Below are 23,203 nucleotides of genomic sequence, written 5' to 3'. Positions count from 1 at the left end.
GCCCGCCCCGCGTCGGGATTTCCCGGCATCAATGAAAAAGGCCCGCATTGAGCAGGCCCTTGAGTTCGGTTGGCGGAAGCGTACAGGAGTCGAACCTGCCCGTGACATCACTGCCACACATTGGTTTTGAAGACCAAGCGACACACCGGTGCCGAAACGCTTCCGCAAATTTTTGCGTAGGCACGCCATCTGCTGCGTTGCTGCGGAAATCGCAGACCCTTGCGTATTAAGATACGCGGCGGCCCTGTGATTTCCTTGCGCCTTGCAGCTGGCGCACCTACGCAAAAATTTGCTCTTGTGCGCCAGTGGGGCGTTGCTGCGGGAATCGCAGACCCTTGCGTATTGAGATACGCGTCGGTCCTGTGATTCCTTGCGCCTTGCATCCGGCGCACCTACGCGAAAAATTCGCTCTTGTGCGCCAGTGGGGCGTTTGCGCGATGCGGACCCTTGCGTATGGGAATACGCGGCGGTCCCGCAGTGCTCAGTTCCGCAGTCGGTCCGAAGGGGGGCGGTTGCGCCCCGTCCTCGGGCCGGACAGACGGTTGCCTACCGGAAGAAGACCCCTACCAAGTTTGCTCCGGCGGGACAAGGAGATTGTGTTTGGGCGTGGTTTTGCACCGGGTTAGGGGAACGGGGGCGGCGGTGGCGGGGGCGGCAGGCGGAAGATGCCGAAGGGCTTCTCCCGGTTGCGCTTGATCAACTCGTCCAGTTCGGCCTGCTGCGTCTCGGTCAGATGGCCCTTCACCCGCTTGATGCCGTCGGCGATGATGGCCTCGGCCTTGGGGCGGAGCGCCGCGTGCACGCCCTCGATCCGGTCCAGGGTGGCGATCACCTCGGTGCGCACGGCAAGGGCGGCCTCGTCGGTCAGGTCCAGTTCGCGCGACAGGGTGTCGGTCAGCCGCTCGGTGACCTGCGCCCGGAAGGCCTCGCGGTCTTTGGGCGGGGCGAAGTGGAGCCGGAGGAACAGGCCGGTCCCGGCCACGCCGGACAGGGCACCGGCCAGGAACACCGCCAGGAAAGCGGTCCATATCTTCCATTTCTTCATGGCCGGCTCCTCAAATGCCCAGGCCGGGCAGGCCGTAGTGGAGGGCCTGGCTGGTCAGGGCGGACAGGATCTGGCCGGACAGGTCCCGGAGGACCCAGAAGGCGGTCAACAGGCTCACCCCGGACACGGCCGCGGCGGCCACGGTGAAGCGCGGGGCCAGCCGATCCAGGTCCAGGTTCATGGCCGAGGCGTGCAGCCGGGCCGCATCGAGCAGGACCGCGTCGCGCCAGGAGCGGTCCGGTTGCCAGGCCGGGCGGGCCGCATGGGCGCGGCGGAGCAGGGTGTGAAAGGTGTCGGTGATGATTCTACGCTTCATGCTCCTCTCCTTGGATGCCGTAGCGTTTGAGAAAGCCCTTGAGTTTCCGTTTGGCCCGGAAGGCGCGCACCTTGACGTTGGGCACGCTGATGCCGAGCATCTCGGCCGTCTCACTGGTCGGCCGTTCCTCCAGATAGCTTAAGGTCATGACCATGCGGTCCATGGGTGAAAGCATGTTCAGGACCGCGTCCAGGACCTCGCCCAGTTCGCGTTGCCGGGCCAGGGTCTCGAAGGCCTCGGTCGAGTTCGCGGCCAGGGCCGTGTCCAGCCAGCGCTGCCCGTCCTCGCTCAGGTCGCACACCGGAGCTTCCCTGTTCCGGTATTCCCGCCGCCAGTAATCCTTGCAGCAGCGCAGGGTCACCGTGGTCAGCCAGTTGCGGAACGGCTTGATCGGCCGGTACCCCGGCAACCCCCGGTAGGCGCGGATGAACGCCTCGTGCGCCACCTCGGCCGCCTGGTCCGGGGGGACGTGGGCGGCCACCAGCCGGGAGACGTGGCTCTCGTGCCGCCTGAGCAGGAGCGCAAACGCGTCCCGGTCGCCATCGAGGATGCGCTCGATGACCTCTTCGTCGTCCATGTGTACGGGCATTTGACCCTTTATCGTTGAGGTGCCATCAATGTCCGCAGCATGCCTCATGCGGCGCGATGTCACAAGCGGGACCGCGCCCTGTTTCCATTGCGGGGCCGCGCTGGGCGCGGCCCCGGGGGAGATCGATCCCCCTGCGGGACGGAGCGGGAGACGTTGTCCCGTTCCGCAGGGATTGGCGGATCGAAAGAGCCGGGTCTCCGGCCGGAGGGAGGGGGCGCCGCGTCCGGCGTCGGTCCGTCCGGAAACCCGTGGGTCGGGAAACGCACCGCCCACAGTGGTAACATCGCGGTTCGCCCGACGGCGGTTACACGGATTTTTCCCACTCCCCGAAAATCGCGTTCCGTTGGTTGCCCGCCCGGCGGCGGTGGGCTACCCTGACCCGGCCCGGCCGGGGAAATGGCCCCGGCGCAACCAAGGAGTTTCAGATATGGCAAAGACCTACGTAACGGCCGTGATCACGGCCAGGGAGGGCTGCGCGGCGGCCCTGGAAAGCGAACTGCGCAAGGTGGTGGACGCGGTCCGTGCCGAACCCGGCTGCCTGCGCTACGACCTGCACCGCGCGGGCGGCGTCTTCCTCTTCTATGAAATATGGGCGAGTCCGGCCCACCTTGAGGCCCACGGCCGCACCCCGCACATGGCCGCCATGCATGCGGCCACCGCGGACCTGACCGCCCGTCCGTCCGAGGTCGCCCTCTGGGAGGCGGTCGAGACGGCCGGATAGGGCCGTGTCCGGGTGGTCCATAGCATTTGTCTATACGTCGGCCGCGATGAATAGTGGATAACGATTTTTCGGCCCCTCCCGATTCCTATAGGGTCTGGGCATTGGTGGAAAAGTCCTGCATGAACCTCAAGGAGTTGGAGTTGACCATGCGCACATTCAAGTTCGCGGCCCTGGCGGCCGCCCTGATCGCGGCGGTCTGCCTGAGCGCGGGCGCGGTCCGGGCCGAGGAAAAGAAACTGACCATGTACGTTGCCTACGGCGGGCCCGAGATCATCGCCCAGCAATTCGAGGCGGCCACCGGCATCAAGGTGGAATTTCTGACCATGTCGTCGGGCGAGGTGCTCACCCGGCTGCGGGCCGAGAAGGCCAATCCCGGCGCGGACGTCTGGTTCGGCGGCGGGTCCGACGCCTTTATCCAGGCAAAGAAGGAGGGGCTGACCGCGCCCTTCAAGGCCCCCAACGCGAGCCGCGTGGACAAGGCCTTCAAGGACCCGGACGGCTACTGGACCGGCGTGTCCCTGGTGGTGGTCGGCTTCCTGGCCAACAAGGACCGGCTGGCGGGCAAGGGCCTCGAAGTCCCCATGACCTGGGACGAGCTGGCCTCGCCCGACTACCGCGACGAGGTCTCGGCCTCCAACCTGAACACCTCGGGCACGGCCTACACCACGGTCTCCGGCATCCTCCAGATCAAGGGCGAGAAGGCGGGCTGGCCGTTCCTGGACAAGCTCTACGCCAACATCCCGTTCCTGACCAAGTCCGGTTCGGCCCCGGGCAAGATGGCCCTGTCCGGCGAGTTCGCCGTGGGCATCGCCCCGGATCCGCACATCCTGGCGAACAAGAACCCGGACGCGCCCCTGGCCGTGGTCTACCCGACCGACGGCGTCCTGGCCTGGCCCTCGCCCGTGTCCATCGTCGCGGGCGCCAGGCATCCGGAGAACGCCGGGAAGTTCGTGGACTGGTGCCTGAGCCCCGAGGGCCAGAAGGTCCTCATGCAGGCCTCGCCGCGCGTGCCGACCACGGACGTGGAGCCCCTGCCCGGCGTGCCCCGGCTGTCCGACCTCAACCTCGTGGCCTACGACATTCTGCACTGGGGCAACGAGCGCGAGCGGGTGGTCGCCGAGTTCAACAAGCGCTTCCCCAAGTATCAATAGCCCGGCCTTGCGGGCCTCCGTCCTGCGGACGGAGGCCCGTTTCCGCAGCCGTGGAGGATTGACCCGGACATGTCCGCGCCCAGCGCCGTTCTTTCCCGCAACAGGGGGTATGCGATCTCCTGCGCGGTCTTTGCCGTGCTCCTCCTGCTGGTGGGCTATCCGGCCCTGACCGTACTGGTCGAGAGCCTGCGCCCCGGCGGGGAGTGGGGGCTGGCCGCCTACGCCCGGCTGTGGGAGGGGCCGCGCCTGCGGGCCATGGTCGGGTCGAGCCTGGGCGTGGCCCTGGCCGGGTCCCTGGCCGCCTCGCTCATGGGCGGGGCCCTGGCCGTGGTCGTGGCCAAGACCGACGCGCCCCTGAAACGGCTCATGGGGGCCACGGCGCTCCTGCCCATCATCCTGCCCGGCTTCGTCACCTCCATCGCCTACATCTTTCTCTTCGGGCGCAACGGGCTGATCACCTACCGCTGGCTGCACATCTCCTGGGACGTGTACAGCTGGAAGAGCGTGCTGGTCCTCCAGGCCCTGGACCAGACCACCACGGCCTTTCTCCTGTCCCTGGCCGCCCTGCGCCACATCGACCCCGCCCTGGAGGAGGCCGCCGGGAGCCTGGGGGCCGGGCCGTGGCGCGTGCTGCGGACCATCACCCTGGCCCTGGCCTCGCCGCTCGGCGCGGCCGCCTTCCTGCTCAACTTCATGCACTCCATGTCCGACTTCGGCACCCCGCTGGTGGTCGGCGGGCCCTTCGACACCCTGGCCTCGGCCTCCTACACCCAGCTCATCGGGCGCTACGACGCGGCCTCGGCCTCGGCCCTGAACGTGATCCTGCTCGGCTTCTGCCTGCTGGCCTATTCGGGCTACGGGGCGCTGGAGTCGCGCTTCGGCCGCGACCGGGTCATGGATCAGTCCCGGCCCGTGGCCCGGCTGGACCTGGGCTGGCCGGGCCGGGCGGTCTGGGCCGTCTGTCTGCTCTTCTCCGTGTACATGCTCGCCCTGCTCGGGGCCGTGCTCCTGGCCGCCTTCACGCGCAACGCGGGGAATTCGTTCGCGCCCACCCTGGAATACTTCCAGACCGTGTTCACGCGCGGCTTCGCCAGTACCCGCAATACCCTGGTCTTCTCCCTGGCCGTGGGCGCGCTGTCCGCCCTGGGCGGGCAGGTCCTGGCCTACCTGGTCAAGCGGGTGCGCATCCCCGGCGCGCGCCTGCTGGACGTCATGGCCACCCTGCCCTTCGCCGTGCCCGGCACCTTCATCGGCGTGGGCTACGCCCTGGCCTTCAACCGGCCGCCGCTCATCCTGACCGGCACCTGGGCCATCGTGGTCCTCAACCTGGTGGTCCGCAAACTGCCCATGGGGCTGCGCGCCGGGGCCTCGGTCCTGGCCCGCCAGAACCGGGCCCAGGAGGAGGCCTCCCTCTGCCTGGGCGCGTCGCGCACCCGGACCTTCCTGCGCGTGGTCCTGCCCTCGGTGCGCACGGCCATGCTGGCGGGCGGGCTGTACGCCTTCGTCACCTCGGTCCAGGCCCTGGGGTCCATCATCTTCATCATCACGCCGGGCACGCGGCTCTTGTCCGTGGACGTGTTCGAGGCCGTGGTCCGGGGCGAAGTGGGCCAGGCAGCGGCCTTTTCCACCATCATGCTGGCCATGGCGGGCGCGGGCGCGGCCCTCATCGTCCTGGCCTCAACCCGAAACAGGAAGCGCAATGAACTCGACGACCGACTCCCGTTCCCCGGCCGGGGCTGACATCGAACTGGCCGGCGTGACCAAGGCCTACGCCGGGACCCCGGCCGTGGCCGATCTGACCGTGCGCCTGGCGCCCGGCGAACTGTGCTGCCTGCTCGGCCCGTCCGGGTGCGGCAAGTCCACCACCCTGCGGCTCATCGCCGGGCTGGAGGCGCCGGACGCTGGGACCATCCGCATCAACGGGCGCGACATGCGCGGCCTGCCCCCGCAGCGGCGCAACCTCGGCTTCGTCTTCCAGAACTACGCCCTGTTCCCGCACATGGACGTGTTCGACAACGTGGCCTACGGGCTGCGCAGCCGGGGCGGCATGGACGGGGCGGCGGTCCGCCGGGCCGCCCTGGACGCCCTGGCCATGGTCCGCCTGGACGGCTACGCCGACCGCCGTGTGCACGAGCTCTCGGGCGGAGAACAGCAGCGGGTGGCCCTGGCCCGCGCCCTGGTCACCGGCCCGGACGCGCTCCTCCTGGACGAGCCCTTCTCCAACCTGGACGCCCGGCTGCGCGAGGCCATGCGCGGCGAACTGGCCGAGCTGCGCCGTCGGCTCGGCATCACCACGGTCTTCGTCACCCACGACAAGGAGGAGGCCTTCGCCCTGGCCGACCGCATCGTGCTCCTGCGCGACGGGCGGCTGGAGCAGCAGGGCCCGCCCGAGGAACTCTACCGCCGCCCGGCCTCGGCCTTTGCCGCCGGGTTCCTGGGCAGCGCCAACTGCTTTGCCGGGGACGGGTGGCCCGACCGGCTGGAGCGCCTGTTCGGCCCTCTCGACGAAAATGCGCGCGGCGGCCTGGTCGTCCTGCGCCCGGAGCGGGTCCGCCCGGAACCGGACGCGGACGGCCCCTTTGTGGTGGCCGAGGCCCTGTTCATGGGCCCCTATGTGCGCTACCTCCTGCGCCGTGCCGGGGACCCGGACTTCCCGCCCGTGGAGGCCCACTGCCCGGCCTTCGGGCCGCGCCTGACGCCGGGCGCGCGGGTGGCCGTGCGCCTGCTCCCGGAACCGGCCTGATCCGCTCCGGCCCCGCGCTCCGTACTGTGACGATTCGGTGACGGTTTGCGCCGCCGCCCGGAGCCTCAGGCCGATCACCTGTGAAACGAGCCCCTTGCCGCCCATCGGCCGGACCCGCCCGACAGGCCGTCCGCCGGGTCCCGTCCCTTTTCCAAAACAGGCCATGTGTGCTATGGTTGCCGGTATCGGTTGCGTTCCGCCCGCCGTGTCGCGGACGGACGCCGACCCGGCCCGGCCGGGTCCGTCGGCCCGCCATCGCCGCACGCCGCCGATGAACACGCAACGCAACCTGCCGCGCGGCAGGCGTTTCATAGCGGAGGACACGACCATGGCCACACCCACCACGAACGCCAACGAACAGGATTACCAGAGCCCCGAAGAGGTCTTCGCGGCCCAGCACTCCGGCCCCCAGGGGCTGGACGGGGCCGAGACCGCCCGGCGTCTGGCCCAGTATGGGCCCAACGCCCTGGAGGAGCACAAGGTCAGCCCATTGATGCAGTTCCTCGGCTACTTCTGGGGGCCCATCCCCTGGATGATCGAGGTGGCCGCCATCCTCTCCCTGGCCGTGCGCCACTGGGCGGACTTCGCCATCATCCTGGCCCTGCTGGTCTTCAACGCGGTGGTCGGGTTCTGGCAGGAGTACCAGGCGGGCAACGCCGTGGACGCCCTGAAGAGCAAGCTGGCCCTCAAGGGCCGGGTCCTGCGCGACGGCGAGTGGCGGAGCGTCGAGGCCCGCGACCTGGTGCCCGGCGACGTCATCCGGCTGCGCATGGGCGACATCATCCCGGCCGATTGCCGCCTGGTGGACGGCGACTTCCTCAGCGTGGACCAGTCCGCCCTGACCGGCGAGTCCCTGCCCGTGCAGAAGGGCGTGGGCAACCTGGCCTATTCCGGGGCCGTGGCCCGCCAGGGCGAGATGGAGGCCGTGGTCACGGCCACGGGCGCGGAGACCTTCTTCGGCAAGACCGCCCGGCTGGTGTCCGACGCCAAGGCGGTCTCGCACTTCCAGAAGGCGGTCATCCGCATCGGCGACTACCTGATCTTTCTCAGCCTGGCCCTGGTGGCCGTGCTCATCGTGGTCCAGCTCTTCCGGGGCACCCCGTTCCTGGAGCTGGTCCAGTTCGCCCTGATCCTGACCGTGGCCTCCATCCCGGTGGCCATGCCCGCCGTGCTCTCCGTGACCATGGCCGTGGGGGCCCTGGCCCTGTCCAGGGAGAAGGCCATCGTCTCGCGGTTGGAGTCCATCGAGGAGATGGCGGGCATGGACATCCTCTGCTCGGACAAGACCGGCACCCTGACCCAGAACAAGCTCAGGCTCGGCGAGCCCGTGGTCTTCGCGGCCACGGACGAGGCCGACCTCGTCCTGGCCGGGAGCCTGGCCTCCAAGGTCGAGAACGAGGACGCCATCGATATCGCGGTCATGGACGGGCTTGCGGACAAGGGGGTCCTGTCGCAATACGCCCAGGAGAAGTTCGTGCCCTTCGACCCGGTGAGCAAGCGCACCGAGGCCCTGGTCAAGGGGCCGGACGGCGCGGAGTTCAAGGTCAGCAAGGGCGCGCTCCAGGTCATTCTGGACCTGTCCTGGGTGGACGAGGCCATCCGGGCGAAGGCCGAGGAGGCCTCCCAGGGCTTCGCGGTCAAGGGATACCGGACCATCGGCGTGGCCCGCAGCGACGAGGACGGGCAGTGGCGCTTCCTGGGCATCCTGCCCCTGTTCGACCCGCCGCGCGAGGACTCGCGGGAGACCATCGAGCAGGCCGGGAAGCACGGCATCGAGGTCAAGATGGTCACGGGCGACAACCTGGCCATCGCCAAGGAAATCTCCGGCCAGCTGAACCTGGGCCAAAACATCTCCGTGGCGGGCAAGTGGCTCCAGGCCGACGCGGACAACCCGGCGAGCCTCCGGGACGCCGCCGGGGAGGTCGAGAAGTCCGACGGCTTCGCCCAGGTCTTCCCGGAGCACAAGTACAACATCGTCAAGCTGTTGCAGTCGCGCAACCACATCGTGGGCATGACCGGCGACGGGGTCAATGACGCCCCCGCCCTGAAGCAGGCGGACATGGGCATCGCCGTGAGCGGGGCCACGGACGCGGCGCGCATGGCCGCCGACCTGGTCCTGACCGCGCCGGGCATCTCGGTCATCATCCACGCGGTGGAGGAGGCCCGGCGCATCTTCGAGCGCATGGACAGCTACGCCATCTACCGCATCACCGAGACCATCCGGATCATGATCTTCGTGGTCCTGGCCATGATCGCCTTCAACTTCTATCCCATCACGGCCATCATGATCATCCTGCTGGCCTTCCTGAACGACGTGCCGATCATCACCATCGCCTACGACCGCACCTGGCTGGACCCCGACCCGGTCCGCTGGGACATGCACCGGGTCCTGTCGGTCTCCCTGGCCATGGGGTTGACCGGGGTGTTCGGCAGCTTCCTGATGCTCTACCTGGGGCTGACCTGGCTGCACCTGTCCATCGGCGAGGTCCAGACCTACATCTTCCTGAAGATGGCCGTGTCCGGGCACCTGACCCTGTTCGTCTCGCGCAGCCGGGGGCACTTCTGGGAGCCGCCGTATCCCGCGCCGGTCATGGTCTGGTCCGCCGTGGGCACCAAGCTCCTGGGGACCTTCCTGGCGGCCTGGGGCTTCGGGCTCATCGCGCCCATCAACTGGGGGGCCATCGGCCTGGTCTGGGCCTACTCCCTGGTCTGGGCCTTCCTGACCGACTACGTCAAGGTGTACATCTACCGGCACACGGGCGAGGGCTCCGCGCGCAACCGGACCTTCCTGTGCCGGGTGCGCGAGTCCCTGCACTCCGGCTGGTGCCGGGGGCGCTGACCTGGCCCTCCGGGCCTCGAATTCCCGTAAAAAAGCGTCGGCCCGGCAGGGGCCGGGCCGACGGTATGGAGGTGTACGCGCCCCCCGGCGGGGACGCGCCGAATCGTCAGGAACGCATGGTCCGCGCGCGGGCGCCCAGCCCGGCCAGGAACCGCTTCCGGGACATCTTGTCCGGCATGGCGTCCGAGGCGTCCGACTCCAGGTACTTGGAGTAGCTGTCCGGCGAGACGCCCGCCAGGTAGATGACCCGCGTGGAGTCCGGGTCCACCAGCATGGCCTTGGGATACTTCTTCTTGGCCGCGGCGAGCCGCTCCTGGCCCAGCTTGAGCATGTCCTCGCGGTCGCCGAAGTTCATGGTCCCGGTGGGGCAGGCCTGGACGCAGGCCGGGAGCTTGCCCGCCCGGACCCGGTCGATGCACATGTCGCACTTGTTCACGACCTTGGTCACCGGGTCCACCCGGGGGATGTCATAGGGGCAGGCCATGCGGATGGACTCGCCGTCCTCCTTGGCCGTCAGTTCGGTGTAGACCACGGCCCCGGTCTCGGGATCGTGGATGATGGCCTCGGGGTTGTCCGGCACGGTGGAGCAGGGGGCGTCCACGCAGTGGCGGCACTGCTCCGGGAAGAACAGCCAGAACAGCTTGCCGTCCTCCACGGCCTCCTCGAAGCGGACCAGCCGGATGGTCGTGGACGACAGGTCCTTGGGGTTCTGGTACGAGCCCCAGTTGGTGGTCTTCTCGGCCGGGAGCTTCTTCCATTGCTTGCAGGCGATCTGGCAGCCGCGGCAGGCGGTGCAGCGGGTCAGGTCCACCAGGAATGATTTACCGTTCATTGCGTTCTCCTTACATCTTGCGGACGTTGGCCACGAAGACCTTGGTTTCGGGGATGCCCGTGTTGGGGTCGCCCACGGCCGGGGACAGCAGGTTGGCGGAGTCGCCGCCGCTGCCGTCGTGGGGCATCTGCCAGCCGAAGCACCAGGGCAGGCCGATCTGGTACACGGTCCTGCCCATGACCGTCAGCGGGTGCATCCGCTTGGTCACGATGGCGATGGCCCAGATGCTGCCCCGGATGGACTCGACCGTGACCTTCTCGCCGTTGGCGATGCCCTTTTCCCTGGCCAGCTCCTCGCTCATCTCCACGAAGATCTGCGGCATGGTTTCGAGCAGCCACGGGGTGTGGCGGGTCATCAGGCCGGTCTGCCAGTGCTCGGTCACGCGGTAGGTCGTGACCACGTAAGGATACTTGGGATCGGCCACGGCCATGGGTTCGTGGGCGAAGCGCAGGGCGGTGGGGTTGTTCAATTGGGCCGAGAACTCGTGCGTCTTGAACAGGGTCTCCATGGGCTCGTAGTGCTCGGGGAAGGGGCCGTCCTGGCGGCCGGGGCCGAAGATGCGGCCGTGGCCGTGGGGCTGCATGATGAAGGCGTACTTGGTGCCCGGGGCCCATCCGCCGTCCGGCACGTCGCCGACCCACTTCTCGCCGTTCCAGGTGATCACCGGCTTCTGCGGGGCGTAGGGCTTGCCCGTGTTGTCGCAGGAGGCGCGGTTGTAGATGATCCGCCGGTTCAGCGGCCAGCACCAGGACCAGTTGGGGAACAGCCCGATCCTGGCCTGCTCCGGGGTCTGCGCGGTGCTCCGGCGCGCGCCCATGTTGCCCTGCTCGGTGTATGAGTTGCAGTACAGCCAGTTGCCCGAGCTGGTGGAGCCGTCGTCCTGGAGCAGGGTGAAGCTCGGCACCAGCGTGCCCTTCCTGTAGGTCGTGCCCTTGATGGTCACGTCCCTGAGGAAGTAGCCGTTGATCAGCTTGGCCACTTGGTTGGAGTCGTACTGCCCGTCCTTCTTCCACATCTCCACGGCCAGATTACTGATGGGCTCGGGGAAGGCGCCGCCCTCCTTGGCGTACAGGGCGCGGACGGCCTCGAACAGCTCGGTCATGATGTGGCCGTCGGACTTGGACTCGCCCCTGGGGTCGGGCCCCTGGTAGCGCCACTGCATCCAGCGGCCTGAGTTGGTGATGGACCCCTCCTTCTCGATGGACACGCAGCAGGGCAGGAAGAAGACCTCGGTCTTGACCTTCTTCGGGTCCACGCCGGGCCCGCGCCAGAAGGAGCCGGTCTCGTTGTCGAAGATGTTGACGTTGACCATCCAGTCCAGGTTGGCCATGGCCCGCCGGTTCTTGCCCGCGTTGGCCCCGCCGCAGGCCGGGTTCATGCCCCAGGCGAAGAAGCCGGTGAAGGCCTTTTTGTCCATGGCCTCGAAGAGCTGGAGCCAGGTGTAGGTCGTGCCGTCCTCGGCCTTGGGCAGCCAGGCGTAGGCCTGGTCGGCCGTGGCCTCGGGGTACATGGCCTTGAGGAAGCTCGACATGTATTTCGGGTAGTACTGCCACCAGGCCGCGCTCTTGGGGTCCTTGGCCCCTTGCAGGTGCGGCTTGGCCTTGGCGGCGACGTATGCCTCGTAGGTCGAGAGGGAGGCGTTGGGCATGGCCAGGTAGCCGGGCAGGATGTGCCACAGCAGACAGTGGTCCGTGGACCCCTGGACGTTGGACTCGCCGCGCAGGGCGTTGACCCCGCCGCCGGACACGCCGATGTTGCCGAGCAGCAACTGGACCATGGACATGGTCCGGATGTACTGCGTGCCCACGGTGTGCTGGGTCCAGCCCATGGCGTACATGATGGTCCCGGCCCTGTCCGGCTTGCCCGTGGCCGCGAAGCTCTTGTAGAATTCGAGCAGCCCGTCGCGGTCGATGCCCGAGGCGCTGACGACCTTGTCCACGGTGTAGCGGGCGTAGTGCCGTTTGAGCAGGTTGTACACGCACCGGGGGTCGGTCAGGGTCTCGTCCCGCACCGGCAGCCCCTGGGCGTCCGTCTTGTAGGCCCACTGGGACTTGTCGTAGGCCCCCGCGTAGTCCGCGTCGTCGCCGTTCTTGTGGTAGCCGCTGAACAGCCCGTCATGGAAGTCGTACTTGTCGCCGACCACGAAGGTCGCGTTGGTGTGGCTGACCACGTAGTCCTTCTGAATCAGGTCGTTGTCCAGGATGTACTTGATCAGCCCGCCGAGGACCGCGATGTCCGAGCCCGCACGGATTTGGCAGTAGAGGTCCGCCTTGGCCGAGGTGCGGGTGAAGCGCGGGTCGATGTGGATGAGCTTGGCCCCCCTGGTCATGGCCTCGGTCACCCACTTGAAGGAGATGGGGTGGTTCTCGGCCGCGTTGCTGCCCATGATCAGGATGCAGTCGCTGTTGGCAATGTCGTTCCAGTGGTTGGTCATGGCCCCGCGTCCGAAGCTCTCGGCCAGGGCCGCCACCGTGGAGCTGTGGCAGATGCGCGCCTGGTGCTCGATCCAGACCAGGCCCAGGGCGCGGAGCATGGCCTGGTAGGTCCAGCACTCCTCGTTGTCGATGGCCGCCGAGCCCACCGAGGCCAGGCCGTTGCAGCGGTTGACCACCTGCCCCTTGGCGTTCTTTTCGGTGAAGCTGGCGTCGCGCGTCTTCTTGACCCGCTTGGCGATTTCACCCAGGGCCCACTCCCAGGAGACCTCCTTCCATTCCGTGGCATGGGGCGCGCGGTACATGGGGCGCTTCGGCCGCAGGTCGTTCTCGGCCAGCTGCCAGATGGACGCGCCCTTGGCGCAGGTGGCCCCCTCGTTGATGGGATGGTCCGGGTCGCCCTCGACGTTGACGGCCCGCTTGGTCTTGAGGTCGGTGTTGACGATCAGGCCGCAGCCCACGGCGCAGTAACAGCAGACCGAGGTCGTCTGTTTGCTCCACTGGGGCTGGAGCATGGCGATCCGGTCCACGGCCAGGGCCTCGGACCCGAATCCCAGCCCGCAGAACGCCGACGAAACGGCGGTCACTGCGGCCAGTTTGAGAAAGCTTCTTCTGTTGACGGTCATACCCACTCCTTTGGTTTGGTGTGTCATCCGGCCCGTGGTTCCCGGCAAAGACGGCGCAGCAGGTCGTGGCGACGGGCCCCGGCGGGTCCGGGGACCGGCCGCAGGGCAGGGGCGGTCTCCGGGTCGGGGCGGGCGTATCGGGCCACGGCCTTCACCGCCGCCATGGCGTGCCCGAGTCCCGAAAACGGGACACAGGCGGCCGACGGGAGGGATGACGGCTTGTTACGGATGGATGCGGACATGGATTCCTCCATCGACGGTATGGTGAAACCCGCCATGGCGGGTTGCTCTCGGGACAGGCGGGGAGGACGAGGAGGCGTCAGCGCGCGGCCGCACCGGCCTTCGACCGGGCGCGGGGCGAGACGGCGCGGGGCGAGGCGGCGCTTGCGGGAGCGGGGATCGAAGGGAACCGGACCTGGTGCCCATGGGCTCCCCCTCAGCATCGCCGGGCCGGGAACGCCGGCTCGGCGGGCTTGTTCTGTGGGACGTGTTTCGCGTGTCGGACTGCGAGCATACCTTCCCCTGCATTGCGGCCGATCCACACGGGCCAGCCTCCCGGAGCCCTTCCCCGGAAGGCGATCCCGCACCCGTTCGTGACGGCGTCGCCGCCGCCCGGCCGAACGGGTGGACTTTTGGTTCATTCTCACCCTAGATAACGGGAAAAAACCGGGCAACAGAACAAAACAATACAATGATTCCACACAATTATGTCAATATAGACATAATGCCGGGGCGGCATGGGCGCTTCGATATTCGTGTGGAATTAGGGAGGGCCAGGCCGCGCGTCCGGGGGGCGGGCAGGCTAAAAGGCTCTGCGAGCCGCGCGGGGCCGTGTGCTTCCCATGAAATAAAGGACAGGAAAAAGCCGATCGTACCCCACGCCCATCCTGACGCCATACCCTCCATACCGTCCCGGACTACCCGCCGTGACGCTGTCGAAGCAGCGCCGACGCCCGCAATTTCTCCCCGCTTTTCCCGTAAGTTGCGCATAGTGGTGGGGCCAACTCCGCCGCTGATTGCCAATCGTTCTCAAAATGCGTTAAGACTCGGGCTGCCGATCAACATTCCCGTATCACGACAAAGGAAACTCATGCCGGATCTCAGTGTAAAACCGGACAGCCATCCCGAAGAAAAAATCCTGGCCAATTACTTTGAAGAACTTCCCGGGATTGTCTGGCGAATCGACGTGGTCAGCAACGAGATCACGTTCCTGAACAAATACGCGGCCTCCCCCGAGGGGGAACGGATCAGGGCCGTGCTGCAGAATCCGCAGATTCCCCAGGAGGTCATCCTCCCCGAGGACAGGCAGCAATTCCGCTCCTGCCATCAGCTGATCCTCAGCCGCAGGAGAACGGCCTGTTCCTTCCGGGTGCGCACGGAATCCGGGCAGATGAAATGGTTCAAACTGATGGGCATGCCCGACCCGGCCTACCCGCGTTGCTCCCTGGGGATTCTCATGGACATCTCCGTCCATGCGGAAACCATCCTCAAGGCCTCCGGGAGCCCCAAGCTGGCGGACAGGATCGACTTGGTGGACGACCCCGTCCTGCTGGTCCGTTTCGTGGACCGGACCGTCCATCTGGCCAACCAGGCCGCCCGGCAATTCCTGGGGCACGACGACCAGGCCTTGTCGCGCCTGACCCTCCAGGACCTGCTGCGCGACAATCCGGACACCGCCCTGTATCAGATTTACGAGGAACTCATCTTTTCGGACCACTGGAACGGGGGGTTGCTCATAACCGACGCGCTGGGCCAGAGCCATCTCTGTACCGCCCACATCCAGGCCATCGCGCGGCAGGAGGACAATCTCCTCTGGATGACGCTGTACCATCACAACAACTGCACGGCCTGCAAGGGATTGCCCGTGAGGGGCAACGACACCGTGTCCACCGGATTTTCCGTCGCCTCCCTGCGGCGCTGCGCCTCGGTCAAAACGCTGCTCAAGGCCCTGCTCAAGGCCCTCCCCAGGCGCTCCCCCACCAACGGCCTGCTCCTGTCGCGCATCTTCATCAACAGGAACGTCGTCTCGGTCACCGGCGTGGGCGCTCCGTTCGACAAGGACCCCGAAGAACTCGCGCATCCCTATGAGGGGTCCATCGCGGAGAGCATCCTGCGTTTCAACCAGCCCTGCCATGTGGTGGCGGAGACATCCAAGAGCATCAAGGCCATCGACTGGGCCCTGTTCATCCCCCACGGCATCCGCTCCTATTACGCACAGCCGTTTTTCACCGACGGCGAATTGGCCTACGTGCTGATCTTCTGCTCGACCGAGCCCGACAGCTATGATCCGGATTCCGACGCCCCGCTGAAGGAACTGCACCAGGAATTCCTCGTCAACCTGGAACGCTGCCTGGCCCGAAAGCGCTGATTCTGGCCCAACCACCTCGGCCCCTCCGATTGTTTCCGTTCCGTAACCGGAGCGGACGCCGTTTTTTCGCGTTCTCCACGGACAATCGGTTTTTTCCCATAATTCCATAGAAAATTGAGGCGGTTCACGAAAAATGTCCCGCTTTTCGATTTCTTGTTCTCAAATCTGGTTGGACCAGTTTGAAACATTTTTTTGCGTTTACCCTTGCCATATACATTTTTGAAGCCGTAATGCTGTTTTAAAACAGTGAGTCGAAAGTCGTAACCTCAAACTGGTTGGGCCAGATATGCAGACAACAACACAACGACCCATTATTTGCCGCAAGATGGTGGACATGCTCAACGGCGGGGCCTTTTCAATCGGCGACAAGCTGCCCGGGGAACGCCGGCTGGCGACCATGTTCGATACAAGCCGGAACACCGTGCGCGAGGCCCTCTGCAACCTCGAATCCATGGGCTATCTCGAGATTCGGGAGAAGAGCGGCTGCTACCTGAAGAGCCTGGAGGGTCGCCTGAACTGGGAAAGCCTGCGCGTCCGCACGAACGCGACCGCGTTCCGTCAGGTGATCGAGGCGCTGAGCATGATCGCGCCCGGCCTGGCGCGCTCCCAGGCGGGCAAGCTCTCCGCCCCGGACATCGCCAGGCTGGAGCAGGCCACGTCCGACATCGGCCAGACCATCGTCAACTCGGACCTGCCGACCATCGGACACCGCTTCATCTACTTCTATCTCGCCCTGGCCGAGATCGCGTCCAACGACTACCTCACGCTGTTCCTCAAGGAGCTGGGGATGGCTTCCGCCACCCTTTCGAACAGCGGGGGAGGGCTCGCCGAGGTGCAGGTGGACTCCCTGTTCGCCTACCATGTCGAGCTGTTCAACGCGCTCAAGGGCGGCCAGGCCGACAGCGCCGAACAGCTCGCCAAGGAGTGCGTGCAGGCCCTGCGTCGGCTGGTCCTGCCGGAATACTGATTTCCCCGCTCGAACGACGGACCGGGTTGCACGATGAAACGAAGAGAATTTTTCAGCCGATTGATGCCGTTCGGTGGCCAGACGGGGGAGCGACTCCGGGGCACTGCACAATCAACGGAAACGACCGCGCCCTTGACGGAAAAGGAGCTGTTCCTCCGCGCCATGGCCATGGGCATCGATCCGGCTACCGTTACCCTTGAACAATTGGAAACCATGATTTCGAAATCTGCCCCCACAACAACATTGTAACAAGCAGAGTTACGGCTCGGGGACCGATCACCCCCGACCGGCCAACTTGGGTAGGAGTGTAAAATGGACAGCAGTAGTGTCAGCTACCTTGAGAGTCGGAAGCTGGTCAAACGTTGGAGCGGGCCTATCCCCGCGCTGGTGAATACGATCGTCATCCTCGCCTTTTTCTACGCCACCTGGTGGATATTCCAGGATCCGCGCGGGCTCATGCGCATGTATACCCCCTATGTGGGCTACATGGTCTGCCGCTGGCTCCTCATCCTCTTCATCTGGGTCGCCTACATTTTCGATTTCTGGCCCTTCAAGCGGTCCTGGCTCAAAAACACGCATCCCCTGGTCAAGGGTGCGGTGCTCACGCTCGTCAGCGTGGCGGCCATGGTCATCCTCATCAAGGGCTTCTTCGTCGAGATCCTCGGCAACTTCGGCATCGCCTACTTCAACCCGGCCAGGCTCGAAGCCATGGGCATCACCGACTTCTATTCCATTGAATACGCGGCCGAGGCGATCATGATGTTCGCCGCCATCGCCTCCTGGCTCTCGCCGAGCTGGGTGGTGGCTTGCGAAAACGCGCCCTGGCAGAAGCTGGAACAGCCCGCCCGCGGCATCACTATCGCGGTGGTCACCTTCTTCCTGAGCAAGATCGTCTACTTCCTGACCATGCATTCGCATATGGCCATCCTCTTCTACCCCTGGCAGAAGTTCACGGCCATCTGTCCGCCTTATTGGGAAAAATTCGCCAACACGGTGTCCGGCAACTTCCACATCGCCTGGATCATGTGCTGCACCGTGGTGGTCTGGCTTTTCGAGACCATATGGGAACGCTATCCCTTCAACCTGATCAAGAACAACGCCCTGCGCAGGATCGCCTCCTTCTTCGGCATCATCGCCATCGCCGTGTGCCTGTGCTTCTTCCTGTACTACGCGCAGGATCTGGTCTGGGGCGAGACCATCCGCGGCACCCGCCGTCTGATGGCTCCGGACTGGCGCTGGCTGCACGTCGGCGAAATGGCCATCTTCTGGCTCGTGCCCTCCCTGTACCTGACCTTCTACTGCAACAACTGGCCGACCAAGTTCAGCCGCCCGGTCAACGTCTGCATCCGCACCCTGTTGAGCGCCGCCCTGGCCGCCGTTGTCTACATCATCTACTACAAGACCTCCCACCTGTTCCTGGGAACCCAGAAGGGATTCTCCCATCCCCAGCAGTTCCCCATGATCCCGATGATCTGGCTGATCAACATCTTCCTGATCAATGTCTGGTTCATGGACGGCTGGCCGGGCTGGAAGGCCGTGCCCAAGACCGAAATCGAGCTCGAGGAGGTCGAGGAAGAGGTCGTGGCCCACGATGTCTTTTGGACGCCGGGCCTGGCCAAGGGGCTCGCCGTGGGGTTGTGCGCCGGGGTGCTGTTCTACTTCGTCATCATCAGCGCCCTGCCCTGGGTCGGTGCCAACTTCACCGTCATCAACTAAGCGGGGAACAAGGAGAATATAATGAGCAACGACAAGAAAAACATCAGCAGACGCGACTTCGTGAAGGGCGCCGCCACCGGCCTGGTCGCCGGTGCGTTCGCCAGCATGGGGATGTACTCCTATACCTCCTCGGCATACAACCGGCTGCCCAAGGTCGAAAGAAAGATGCAGGACTTCGGCGCCTGCCGTAGCGTCCGGGTGACCAACATCTCCGAGACGAGCTGGTTCAACAACGCCCACCTGATCGGCGACATCCACGAGGCCGGCGGCCTGCTGGTCAACCAGTACACCCTGAACTGGGCCCCGTTCGCCAACGGCAAGGGATCGGCCAAGGGCTCCTACGACGAGGGTATCGCCTCCATCAAGGAACTCCTGCCCAACGACCTGCAAAAGGCCTGGGATCTCCAGAAGAAGCTGGCCCTGCACCCGGAGAACCCGGGCGGCTATTCCTGCCTGCTGGAGGTCGAGGACCTGGACGGCACGATCCACAAGTACCTGCTGGATACCGGCTGGTCCTACGAGTGGATGGAAAACAGCTTCAAGCGCGAGGGCATCGACAAGATGCTCGAGGAGCAGCAGATCGAGGCCCTGTTCATCTCCCATGAGCACTGGGATCACTTCTGGGGCCTGCCGGTCACGGTCAAGTACGACAACCGCATCCCCCTGTACGTGCACGACGGCTTCTACAAGGAAGGCCTCCAGTACATCAAGGACTGCGGCTACAAGGGCGAAATGACCATCGCGGACAAGCCCATCACCCCGATCATCCCGGGCATGGCGCTGCTCAAGTTCGACGTGCCCATCATCAACCGCGTGTTCGGCGAGACCTCGCTGGCCTTCAACATCAAGGACAAGGGGCTGCTGCTCATCTCCGGCTGCTGCCACCAGGGCATCCTCAAGTTCGCGGACTTCGCCCACGCCAACCTCAAGTACGACAACGACCGGTTCTACGGCATCTACGGCGGGCTCCACATCTCTCCCTTCGAGGATTGGGACCCCAAATACGACGACCTGGTCATCTCCCTCGGCCAATGGGGCTTCGAGCGCATCGGCTGCAACCACTGCACCGGCCACCTGACGGCCAAGAAGTTCATCGAGGCCGGTTATCCGGTGGTGCGCGGGACCGCCCGTTTCCGCTCGGCCTCCAAGGACTATCTCGGCAACGGAGACAAAATCAGCTTCGGCTGCTGACCGGCACGGACGAAAGCGACAACAGGATGTGCGAAAGAATGATCCGCCGGACGCGAAACCCGTTCGAGGCCGACGCGGCCTCGCGGCGGATCGCCCTTCGCCCACACCCTGGGAATACCCGTATCTAACCTCCACCCCATCAGGCCCGGTCCGCCGTCTCGGCGGGCCGGGCCGCCCCAACGAGGTCGCGCCATGCAACTCACAGCCGTACTGCCGAATCAACACAGCCCGAACAGGCGGATCGACCTGCCCGGAATGCTGACCAACTGCCTGCTGGCGGCCTGCCAGTACCGGGAGTTCAAACGGCTGGTCGGCTGGAAGGGCATGGCCGTGTGCCCCAGGGCGCCCCAGGGCTGGACGTTGAAGATCCACGCCCGGCCGGGCGTCTTCGGGCTGGCCACGGAAAGCGCCTGGGCGGACGATCAGGGACAGCACGCCCGTCTCGGACTGTACTATTTCCCGGCGGCCGACGAATCGCTGCTGGAGTCCATGTCCCTGGCCGCGAACATGGCCGCCGTCCAGCCGGACTATCTCGAGACCGTCCGTCGCTTCACGGCCATGGGCGAATGGATGGCCCCCTTCCGCATGGGCGGGCTGTCGGCCTCGCTCACCCCGGAGGAAAAGGGGCTGATCCTGCAATGCAGCGCGTTGAACCGGAAACTGAGCATCGCCGGGGACGGCGTGCGGACGCCGGACAACCAATGGGTCATTTCCCCCGGCGAGGCCGAGGAGGACTACCCGGCCCATGCGATCAGCCTGGATTTTCTTTTGCTGCTGGGCGCGGCCGTGACCCGGAGCCTGGAAGAGCCGCCGTGCCGGGTCGGACGCATCCGCAGTGCGGACCACGGCATCGTCTTCGACGGCGCGGGCAGGCGGACGCCCCTTGACGACGGCATCGAGCGGATCACCGACATGCTCTGCTGGGGCGACCCGGAAACACCGGCCGCCATGGCCGCGTTCGCCCCGGCCCGGTGCGAAACGGCCGCCGGGCCCGCATCCAGGGACACGCTGCCGCCCCCGCTGGACGACGCCCTGTTCTGGAAGACCCACGACCTGCGGGCCCTCTCCCTCGACCAGGCCTATGCCCCGGCCTTTGACAGCCGCCCCGGCCTGATCGTGCTCAGCGGCTTCCTCGGTTCCGGGAAAACCACCTTCCTCAATCAACTGCTGGAATACCACGCGGCCCGCGATGAACTGGTCGCCATCATCCAGAACGAGATCGGCCGGACGGGCGTGGACGGCAGGCTGCTGGAAGGCGACGATTCCATCGTGGAGCTGGACGAGGGGTGCGTCTGCTGCACCCTGGCGGGCAACCTCTCCAAGGGCATCGAACAGCTCAAGGCCCGGTTCTCCCCCAAGGTCATCGTGCTTGAGGCCACCGGGCTGGCCAATCCATTCAATATTCTCAACGAGCTGGAGACGCTGCGTCCCCTGGTGCGCCTGGACTCGATCACCACCCTGGTGGACGCGGCCAACGCCCCGAAACTGCTCGCCGACAACGAGATCGCCCGCGACCAGGTCGCGGCGGCGGACATCATCCTGCTGAACAAATGCGACCTGGCGGACAAGGAGGAACTGGCGGCCCTGCGCACGACCCTTCGCCAACTGAATCACCGCGCCGTGGTGGTGGAAACGGAATTCGGGGCCGTCAACCCCGGCCGCCTCTACGACACGGACCCGTTCGAGCAGCGCCCGGAGCTCCTGCCCGCCAGGCCCCACGCGCACCGCCACGACCACACCCACGAGGGCTTCACCTCGCAGCGGTTTCTCTATCCGGCCGCCCTTGACCGGGGCCGGCTTCTGCAGGCCCTGGACGGCCTGCCGGAATCCGTGTTTCGGCTCAAGGGGATAGTCCACCTCGCGGACTCTCCGCAGCCCGTGGTGGTCCAGTATGTCTGCGGCCGCCACGAGCTCTCCTCCCTGGGCGACGACTTCGACCAGGAGGGATTCCTGGTGGCCATCGGCAAGAACCTCGTCAACCTTCCCCAATTGGAAGGACTGCAAGGAGCGGACGCATGAGTCTTCTGCAACTGGGCGGCTTCATGATGTGGCCGCTGCTCATCCTGTCCGTGGCGGCCCTGGCCGTGATCCTGGAACGCCTCGTGGTCTTCACCACCCGCCGTTTCCCCTCCGGCCAGGCGCTGGACACCCTGCTCGAAACCTTCCGCACGCAGGGCAGGGCGGCCGCCATGGACGGCGTGGAGGAAACGGCCCCGACCTTTGCCCCCTTTTTCGCGGCCTGTTTCTCCCCGGACAGGGCGCACCGCGAGGCGGCCATCCAGGCCGCCGGTGACGAGGTCCTGTTCGGGTTCAATGCCCGGCTCGACTTTCTGTCCACGGCCGCGGCCACGGCCCCGCTCATGGGACTGCTGGGCACGGTGCTGGGCATGATCAACGCCTTTTCCCGGCTGGCGTCGTCGGCGGACGTGGATATCACCGTGCTGGCGGGGGGCATCTGGCAGGCCCTGCTGACCACGGCCGCCGGGCTGTGCATCGCCATCCCGGCCGTGCTGGCCCATCGCTGGTTCTGTCGTGAATACGATAAGATCGCCCATGCCATGCAGCACGCGGCGCGCCTGATCCCCGTTCCGGATGCGGAGCCATGATCGACTTCAAACACAACGCCCCCAGGCCCGCCTCGCCGGACATCACCCCGCTGCTGGACGTGGTGTTCATCCTGCTCATCTTCTTCGTGGTCTCCGCGGTCTTCACGGCCAAGGGGGTGGACATCGAACTGCCCTATGCCGAGACGGCCCGGGCCGTGACCGGCAGGTCCATGGAAATCGAACTCAGGGAAAACGGCGACATCCTCTGCGATACCGCGCAGATCACCCTGAACGATCTGACCCACCTGCTGCAAAACACCTTTGAGCGGCCCGTTTCCCTGCAACCGGACCACATCCTGCTCAAATCCGCGCCCCGGGCGCGGGTCGAGCGGTTCGTGCGGATCATCGACATGGTGCGCAAGACCGGGTTCAACAACCTGATCATCGCGACCAACACCCGTCAGAGCGAAACAGGCGGCACGGATCAGTGACCTCCCGGCAGACGATCTGGACCTGCCTGGTCATCTCCCTGTTCCTGCACTGGCTGTTGCTGGAACAGCACTGGCATCGGACCCCGGTCCCTTCCGGCGAGACCATCGTCGTCCCGACGAACTTCGATCTCTCGGTGTCCACGCCGGGGACCATCGGCCTCTCCCTGGAGCAGGGGGTCTCCGGCGACCAGGAAAAGACCGACCATGAGGACGCGGCCAGACGCCTTCGGCAGCAGGCCCTGAAACGATTCCTGGCCCAGGTGCACAGCGCCGTTGAGCACAACAGGCGTCCGCCGGGCAGCGACCTGGACGACCTGATCGGCAATGCCCGCTACCGGTTCCGCATCCTCCCGGACGACACCTTCTCCGGCATCGTCATGCTCCACTCCTCGGGCAACCCCAGGCTCGACGCCGCCGCCCGAAAGGCCATCCAAGCCGCCAGCGGCAACGTCAAGCGTCCCGCCATCCTCCAGGGACAGTCCTGGACCATCGCCATCACGGTCAAATACCAGTATTCGCTCTGAGTGCGCGGAAGCGGGGCCGCAAGGCGTGTCCTCCCTGCCGCCGGGAAGCCCCGGATGCGGCCCTGGCCGATGCGGTCGGGAACTGATCCAGGAGCAATGACGCTCG

At 66.1% G+C, this 23,203-nt stretch carries 19 protein-coding genes and 1 tRNA gene; 14 read left to right on the top strand and 6 right to left on the bottom strand.

The annotated features are described in order from the left end of the window. Positions 1–70: 70 nt before the first annotated feature. From DND132_RS07790 to DND132_RS07775, 4 genes are all read right to left on the bottom strand, one after another. A tRNA-Sec gene (locus DND132_RS07790) sits at positions 71–164 on the bottom strand. A gap of 458 nt (positions 165–622) precedes the next feature. Then, positions 623–1,045, bottom strand: a complete 423-nt coding sequence (locus tag DND132_RS07785) for a hypothetical protein (protein ID WP_014322170.1) — start codon at positions 1,043–1,045, stop codon at positions 623–625. 10 nt (positions 1,046–1,055) lie between these two features. Beyond that, positions 1,056–1,361: a hypothetical protein gene (locus DND132_RS07780; RefSeq protein WP_014322169.1), complete on the bottom strand. Its 306-nt coding sequence runs from the start codon at positions 1,359–1,361 to the stop codon at positions 1,056–1,058. Next, positions 1,351–1,950, bottom strand: coding sequence for an RNA polymerase sigma factor (locus tag DND132_RS07775; RefSeq protein WP_014322168.1), 600 nt, complete (start codon positions 1,948–1,950; stop codon positions 1,351–1,353). The genes DND132_RS07780 and DND132_RS07775 overlap by 11 nt, the downstream gene beginning before the upstream one ends. Before the next feature lie 427 nt (positions 1,951–2,377). On the opposite strand from DND132_RS07775, the gene DND132_RS07770 reads away from it, so the two are divergent. The 5 genes from DND132_RS07770 to DND132_RS07750 all read left to right on the top strand — a co-directional run bounded on the left by DND132_RS07770 (position 2,378) and on the right by DND132_RS07750 (position 9,404). Beyond that, positions 2,378–2,671 carry a putative quinol monooxygenase gene (locus DND132_RS07770; RefSeq protein ID WP_014322167.1) on the top strand — a complete coding sequence of 98 codons (294 nt, stop codon included), beginning with the start codon at positions 2,378–2,380 and terminating at the stop codon, positions 2,669–2,671. A gap of 146 nt (positions 2,672–2,817) precedes the next feature. After that, the gene (locus tag DND132_RS07765; RefSeq protein ID WP_190275301.1) at positions 2,818–3,822 is read left to right on the top strand and encodes an ABC transporter substrate-binding protein; all 1,005 of its coding nucleotides are present in this window, start codon (positions 2,818–2,820) and stop codon (positions 3,820–3,822) included. A 69-nt stretch (positions 3,823–3,891) separates the two neighbouring features. Beyond that, complete coding sequence (locus tag DND132_RS07760) at positions 3,892–5,562, top strand: ABC transporter permease (protein ID WP_014322165.1); 1,671 nt, start codon at positions 3,892–3,894, stop codon at positions 5,560–5,562. Next, the gene (locus tag DND132_RS07755) at positions 5,522–6,565 is read left to right on the top strand and encodes an ABC transporter ATP-binding protein (RefSeq protein WP_014322164.1); all 1,044 of its coding nucleotides are present in this window, start codon (positions 5,522–5,524) and stop codon (positions 6,563–6,565) included. Before DND132_RS07760 ends, DND132_RS07755 begins: the two co-directional genes overlap by 41 nt. Before the next feature lie 328 nt (positions 6,566–6,893). Next, positions 6,894–9,404, top strand: a complete 2,511-nt coding sequence (locus DND132_RS07750) for a plasma-membrane proton-efflux P-type ATPase (RefSeq protein WP_014322163.1) — start codon at positions 6,894–6,896, stop codon at positions 9,402–9,404. A 106-nt stretch (positions 9,405–9,510) separates the two neighbouring features. On the opposite strand, the gene DND132_RS07745 is transcribed toward DND132_RS07750, so the two are convergent. Both DND132_RS07745 and fdnG read right to left on the bottom strand, forming a co-directional pair. Beyond that, positions 9,511–10,236, bottom strand: a complete 726-nt coding sequence (locus DND132_RS07745) for a 4Fe-4S dicluster domain-containing protein (protein ID WP_014322162.1) — start codon at positions 10,234–10,236, stop codon at positions 9,511–9,513. A gap of 10 nt (positions 10,237–10,246) precedes the next feature. Next, on the bottom strand, positions 10,247–13,294 hold the full coding sequence (fdnG, locus tag DND132_RS07740) for a formate dehydrogenase-N subunit alpha (RefSeq protein WP_014322161.1): 3,048 nt from the start codon (positions 13,292–13,294) through the stop codon (positions 10,247–10,249). Between the two features lie 1,090 nt (positions 13,295–14,384). Between fdnG and DND132_RS07735 the strand changes: the two genes are divergently transcribed. The 9 genes from DND132_RS07735 to DND132_RS17635 all read left to right on the top strand — a co-directional run bounded on the left by DND132_RS07735 (position 14,385) and on the right by DND132_RS17635 (position 23,097). Continuing rightward, positions 14,385–15,662, top strand: a complete 1,278-nt coding sequence (locus DND132_RS07735; protein WP_014322159.1) for a PAS domain-containing protein — start codon at positions 14,385–14,387, stop codon at positions 15,660–15,662. Between the two features lie 286 nt (positions 15,663–15,948). After that, positions 15,949–16,629: a FadR/GntR family transcriptional regulator gene (locus DND132_RS07730; protein WP_041915744.1), complete on the top strand. Its 681-nt coding sequence runs from the start codon at positions 15,949–15,951 to the stop codon at positions 16,627–16,629. Between the two features lie 33 nt (positions 16,630–16,662). Next, on the top strand, positions 16,663–16,878 hold the full coding sequence (locus tag DND132_RS07725; protein ID WP_014322157.1) for a hypothetical protein: 216 nt from the start codon (positions 16,663–16,665) through the stop codon (positions 16,876–16,878). A gap of 63 nt (positions 16,879–16,941) precedes the next feature. Then, positions 16,942–18,345 (top strand): hypothetical protein, encoded by a 1,404-nt coding sequence (locus DND132_RS07720; protein ID WP_014322156.1) that lies wholly within the window; start codon positions 16,942–16,944, stop codon positions 18,343–18,345. 21 nt (positions 18,346–18,366) lie between these two features. Next, positions 18,367–19,536 carry an MBL fold metallo-hydrolase gene (locus tag DND132_RS07715; RefSeq protein ID WP_014322155.1) on the top strand — a complete coding sequence of 390 codons (1,170 nt, stop codon included), beginning with the start codon at positions 18,367–18,369 and terminating at the stop codon, positions 19,534–19,536. A 192-nt stretch (positions 19,537–19,728) separates the two neighbouring features. Next, the gene (locus DND132_RS07710) at positions 19,729–21,555 is read left to right on the top strand and encodes a CobW family GTP-binding protein (protein WP_014322154.1); all 1,827 of its coding nucleotides are present in this window, start codon (positions 19,729–19,731) and stop codon (positions 21,553–21,555) included. Then, positions 21,552–22,142 carry a MotA/TolQ/ExbB proton channel family protein gene (locus DND132_RS07705; RefSeq protein WP_014322153.1) on the top strand — a complete coding sequence of 197 codons (591 nt, stop codon included), beginning with the start codon at positions 21,552–21,554 and terminating at the stop codon, positions 22,140–22,142. The genes DND132_RS07710 and DND132_RS07705 overlap by 4 nt, the downstream gene beginning before the upstream one ends. After that, the gene (locus DND132_RS07700; RefSeq protein WP_014322152.1) at positions 22,139–22,573 is read left to right on the top strand and encodes an ExbD/TolR family protein; all 435 of its coding nucleotides are present in this window, start codon (positions 22,139–22,141) and stop codon (positions 22,571–22,573) included. The genes DND132_RS07705 and DND132_RS07700 overlap by 4 nt, the downstream gene beginning before the upstream one ends. Further along, the gene (locus DND132_RS17635) at positions 22,570–23,097 is read left to right on the top strand and encodes a TonB family protein (protein WP_014322151.1); all 528 of its coding nucleotides are present in this window, start codon (positions 22,570–22,572) and stop codon (positions 23,095–23,097) included. The genes DND132_RS07700 and DND132_RS17635 overlap by 4 nt, the downstream gene beginning before the upstream one ends. Positions 23,098–23,203 lie beyond the last annotated feature (106 nt).

It is taken from the genome of Pseudodesulfovibrio mercurii (assembly GCF_000189295.2).
GTDB classification, from domain to species: domain Bacteria; phylum Desulfobacterota; class Desulfovibrionia; order Desulfovibrionales; family Desulfovibrionaceae; genus Pseudodesulfovibrio; species Pseudodesulfovibrio mercurii.
This window is presented reverse-complemented; position numbering and strand designations above follow the sequence as displayed.

Coding starts and splice junctions, on each gene's coding strand:
- DND132_RS07785 (WP_014322170.1), bottom strand. CDS start 1,045: ATGAAGAAATGGAAGATATGGACCGCTTTCCTGGCGGTGTTCCTGGCC.
- DND132_RS07780 (WP_014322169.1), bottom strand. CDS start 1,361: ATGAAGCGTAGAATCATCACCGACACCTTTCACACCCTGCTCCGCCGC.
- DND132_RS07775 (WP_014322168.1), bottom strand. CDS start 1,950: ATGCCCGTACACATGGACGACGAAGAGGTCATCGAGCGCATCCTCGAT.
- DND132_RS07770 (WP_014322167.1), top strand. CDS start 2,378: ATGGCAAAGACCTACGTAACGGCCGTGATCACGGCCAGGGAGGGCTGC.
- DND132_RS07765 (WP_190275301.1), top strand. CDS start 2,818: ATGCGCACATTCAAGTTCGCGGCCCTGGCGGCCGCCCTGATCGCGGCG.
- DND132_RS07760 (WP_014322165.1), top strand. CDS start 3,892: ATGTCCGCGCCCAGCGCCGTTCTTTCCCGCAACAGGGGGTATGCGATC.
- DND132_RS07755 (WP_014322164.1), top strand. CDS start 5,522: ATGAACTCGACGACCGACTCCCGTTCCCCGGCCGGGGCTGACATCGAA.
- DND132_RS07750 (WP_014322163.1), top strand. CDS start 6,894: ATGGCCACACCCACCACGAACGCCAACGAACAGGATTACCAGAGCCCC.
- DND132_RS07745 (WP_014322162.1), bottom strand. CDS start 10,236: ATGAACGGTAAATCATTCCTGGTGGACCTGACCCGCTGCACCGCCTGC.
- fdnG (WP_014322161.1), bottom strand. CDS start 13,294: ATGACCGTCAACAGAAGAAGCTTTCTCAAACTGGCCGCAGTGACCGCC.
- DND132_RS07735 (WP_014322159.1), top strand. CDS start 14,385: ATGCCGGATCTCAGTGTAAAACCGGACAGCCATCCCGAAGAAAAAATC.
- DND132_RS07730 (WP_041915744.1), top strand. CDS start 15,949: ATGCAGACAACAACACAACGACCCATTATTTGCCGCAAGATGGTGGAC.
- DND132_RS07725 (WP_014322157.1), top strand. CDS start 16,663: ATGAAACGAAGAGAATTTTTCAGCCGATTGATGCCGTTCGGTGGCCAG.
- DND132_RS07720 (WP_014322156.1), top strand. CDS start 16,942: ATGGACAGCAGTAGTGTCAGCTACCTTGAGAGTCGGAAGCTGGTCAAA.
- DND132_RS07715 (WP_014322155.1), top strand. CDS start 18,367: ATGAGCAACGACAAGAAAAACATCAGCAGACGCGACTTCGTGAAGGGC.
- DND132_RS07710 (WP_014322154.1), top strand. CDS start 19,729: ATGCAACTCACAGCCGTACTGCCGAATCAACACAGCCCGAACAGGCGG.
- DND132_RS07705 (WP_014322153.1), top strand. CDS start 21,552: ATGAGTCTTCTGCAACTGGGCGGCTTCATGATGTGGCCGCTGCTCATC.
- DND132_RS07700 (WP_014322152.1), top strand. CDS start 22,139: ATGATCGACTTCAAACACAACGCCCCCAGGCCCGCCTCGCCGGACATC.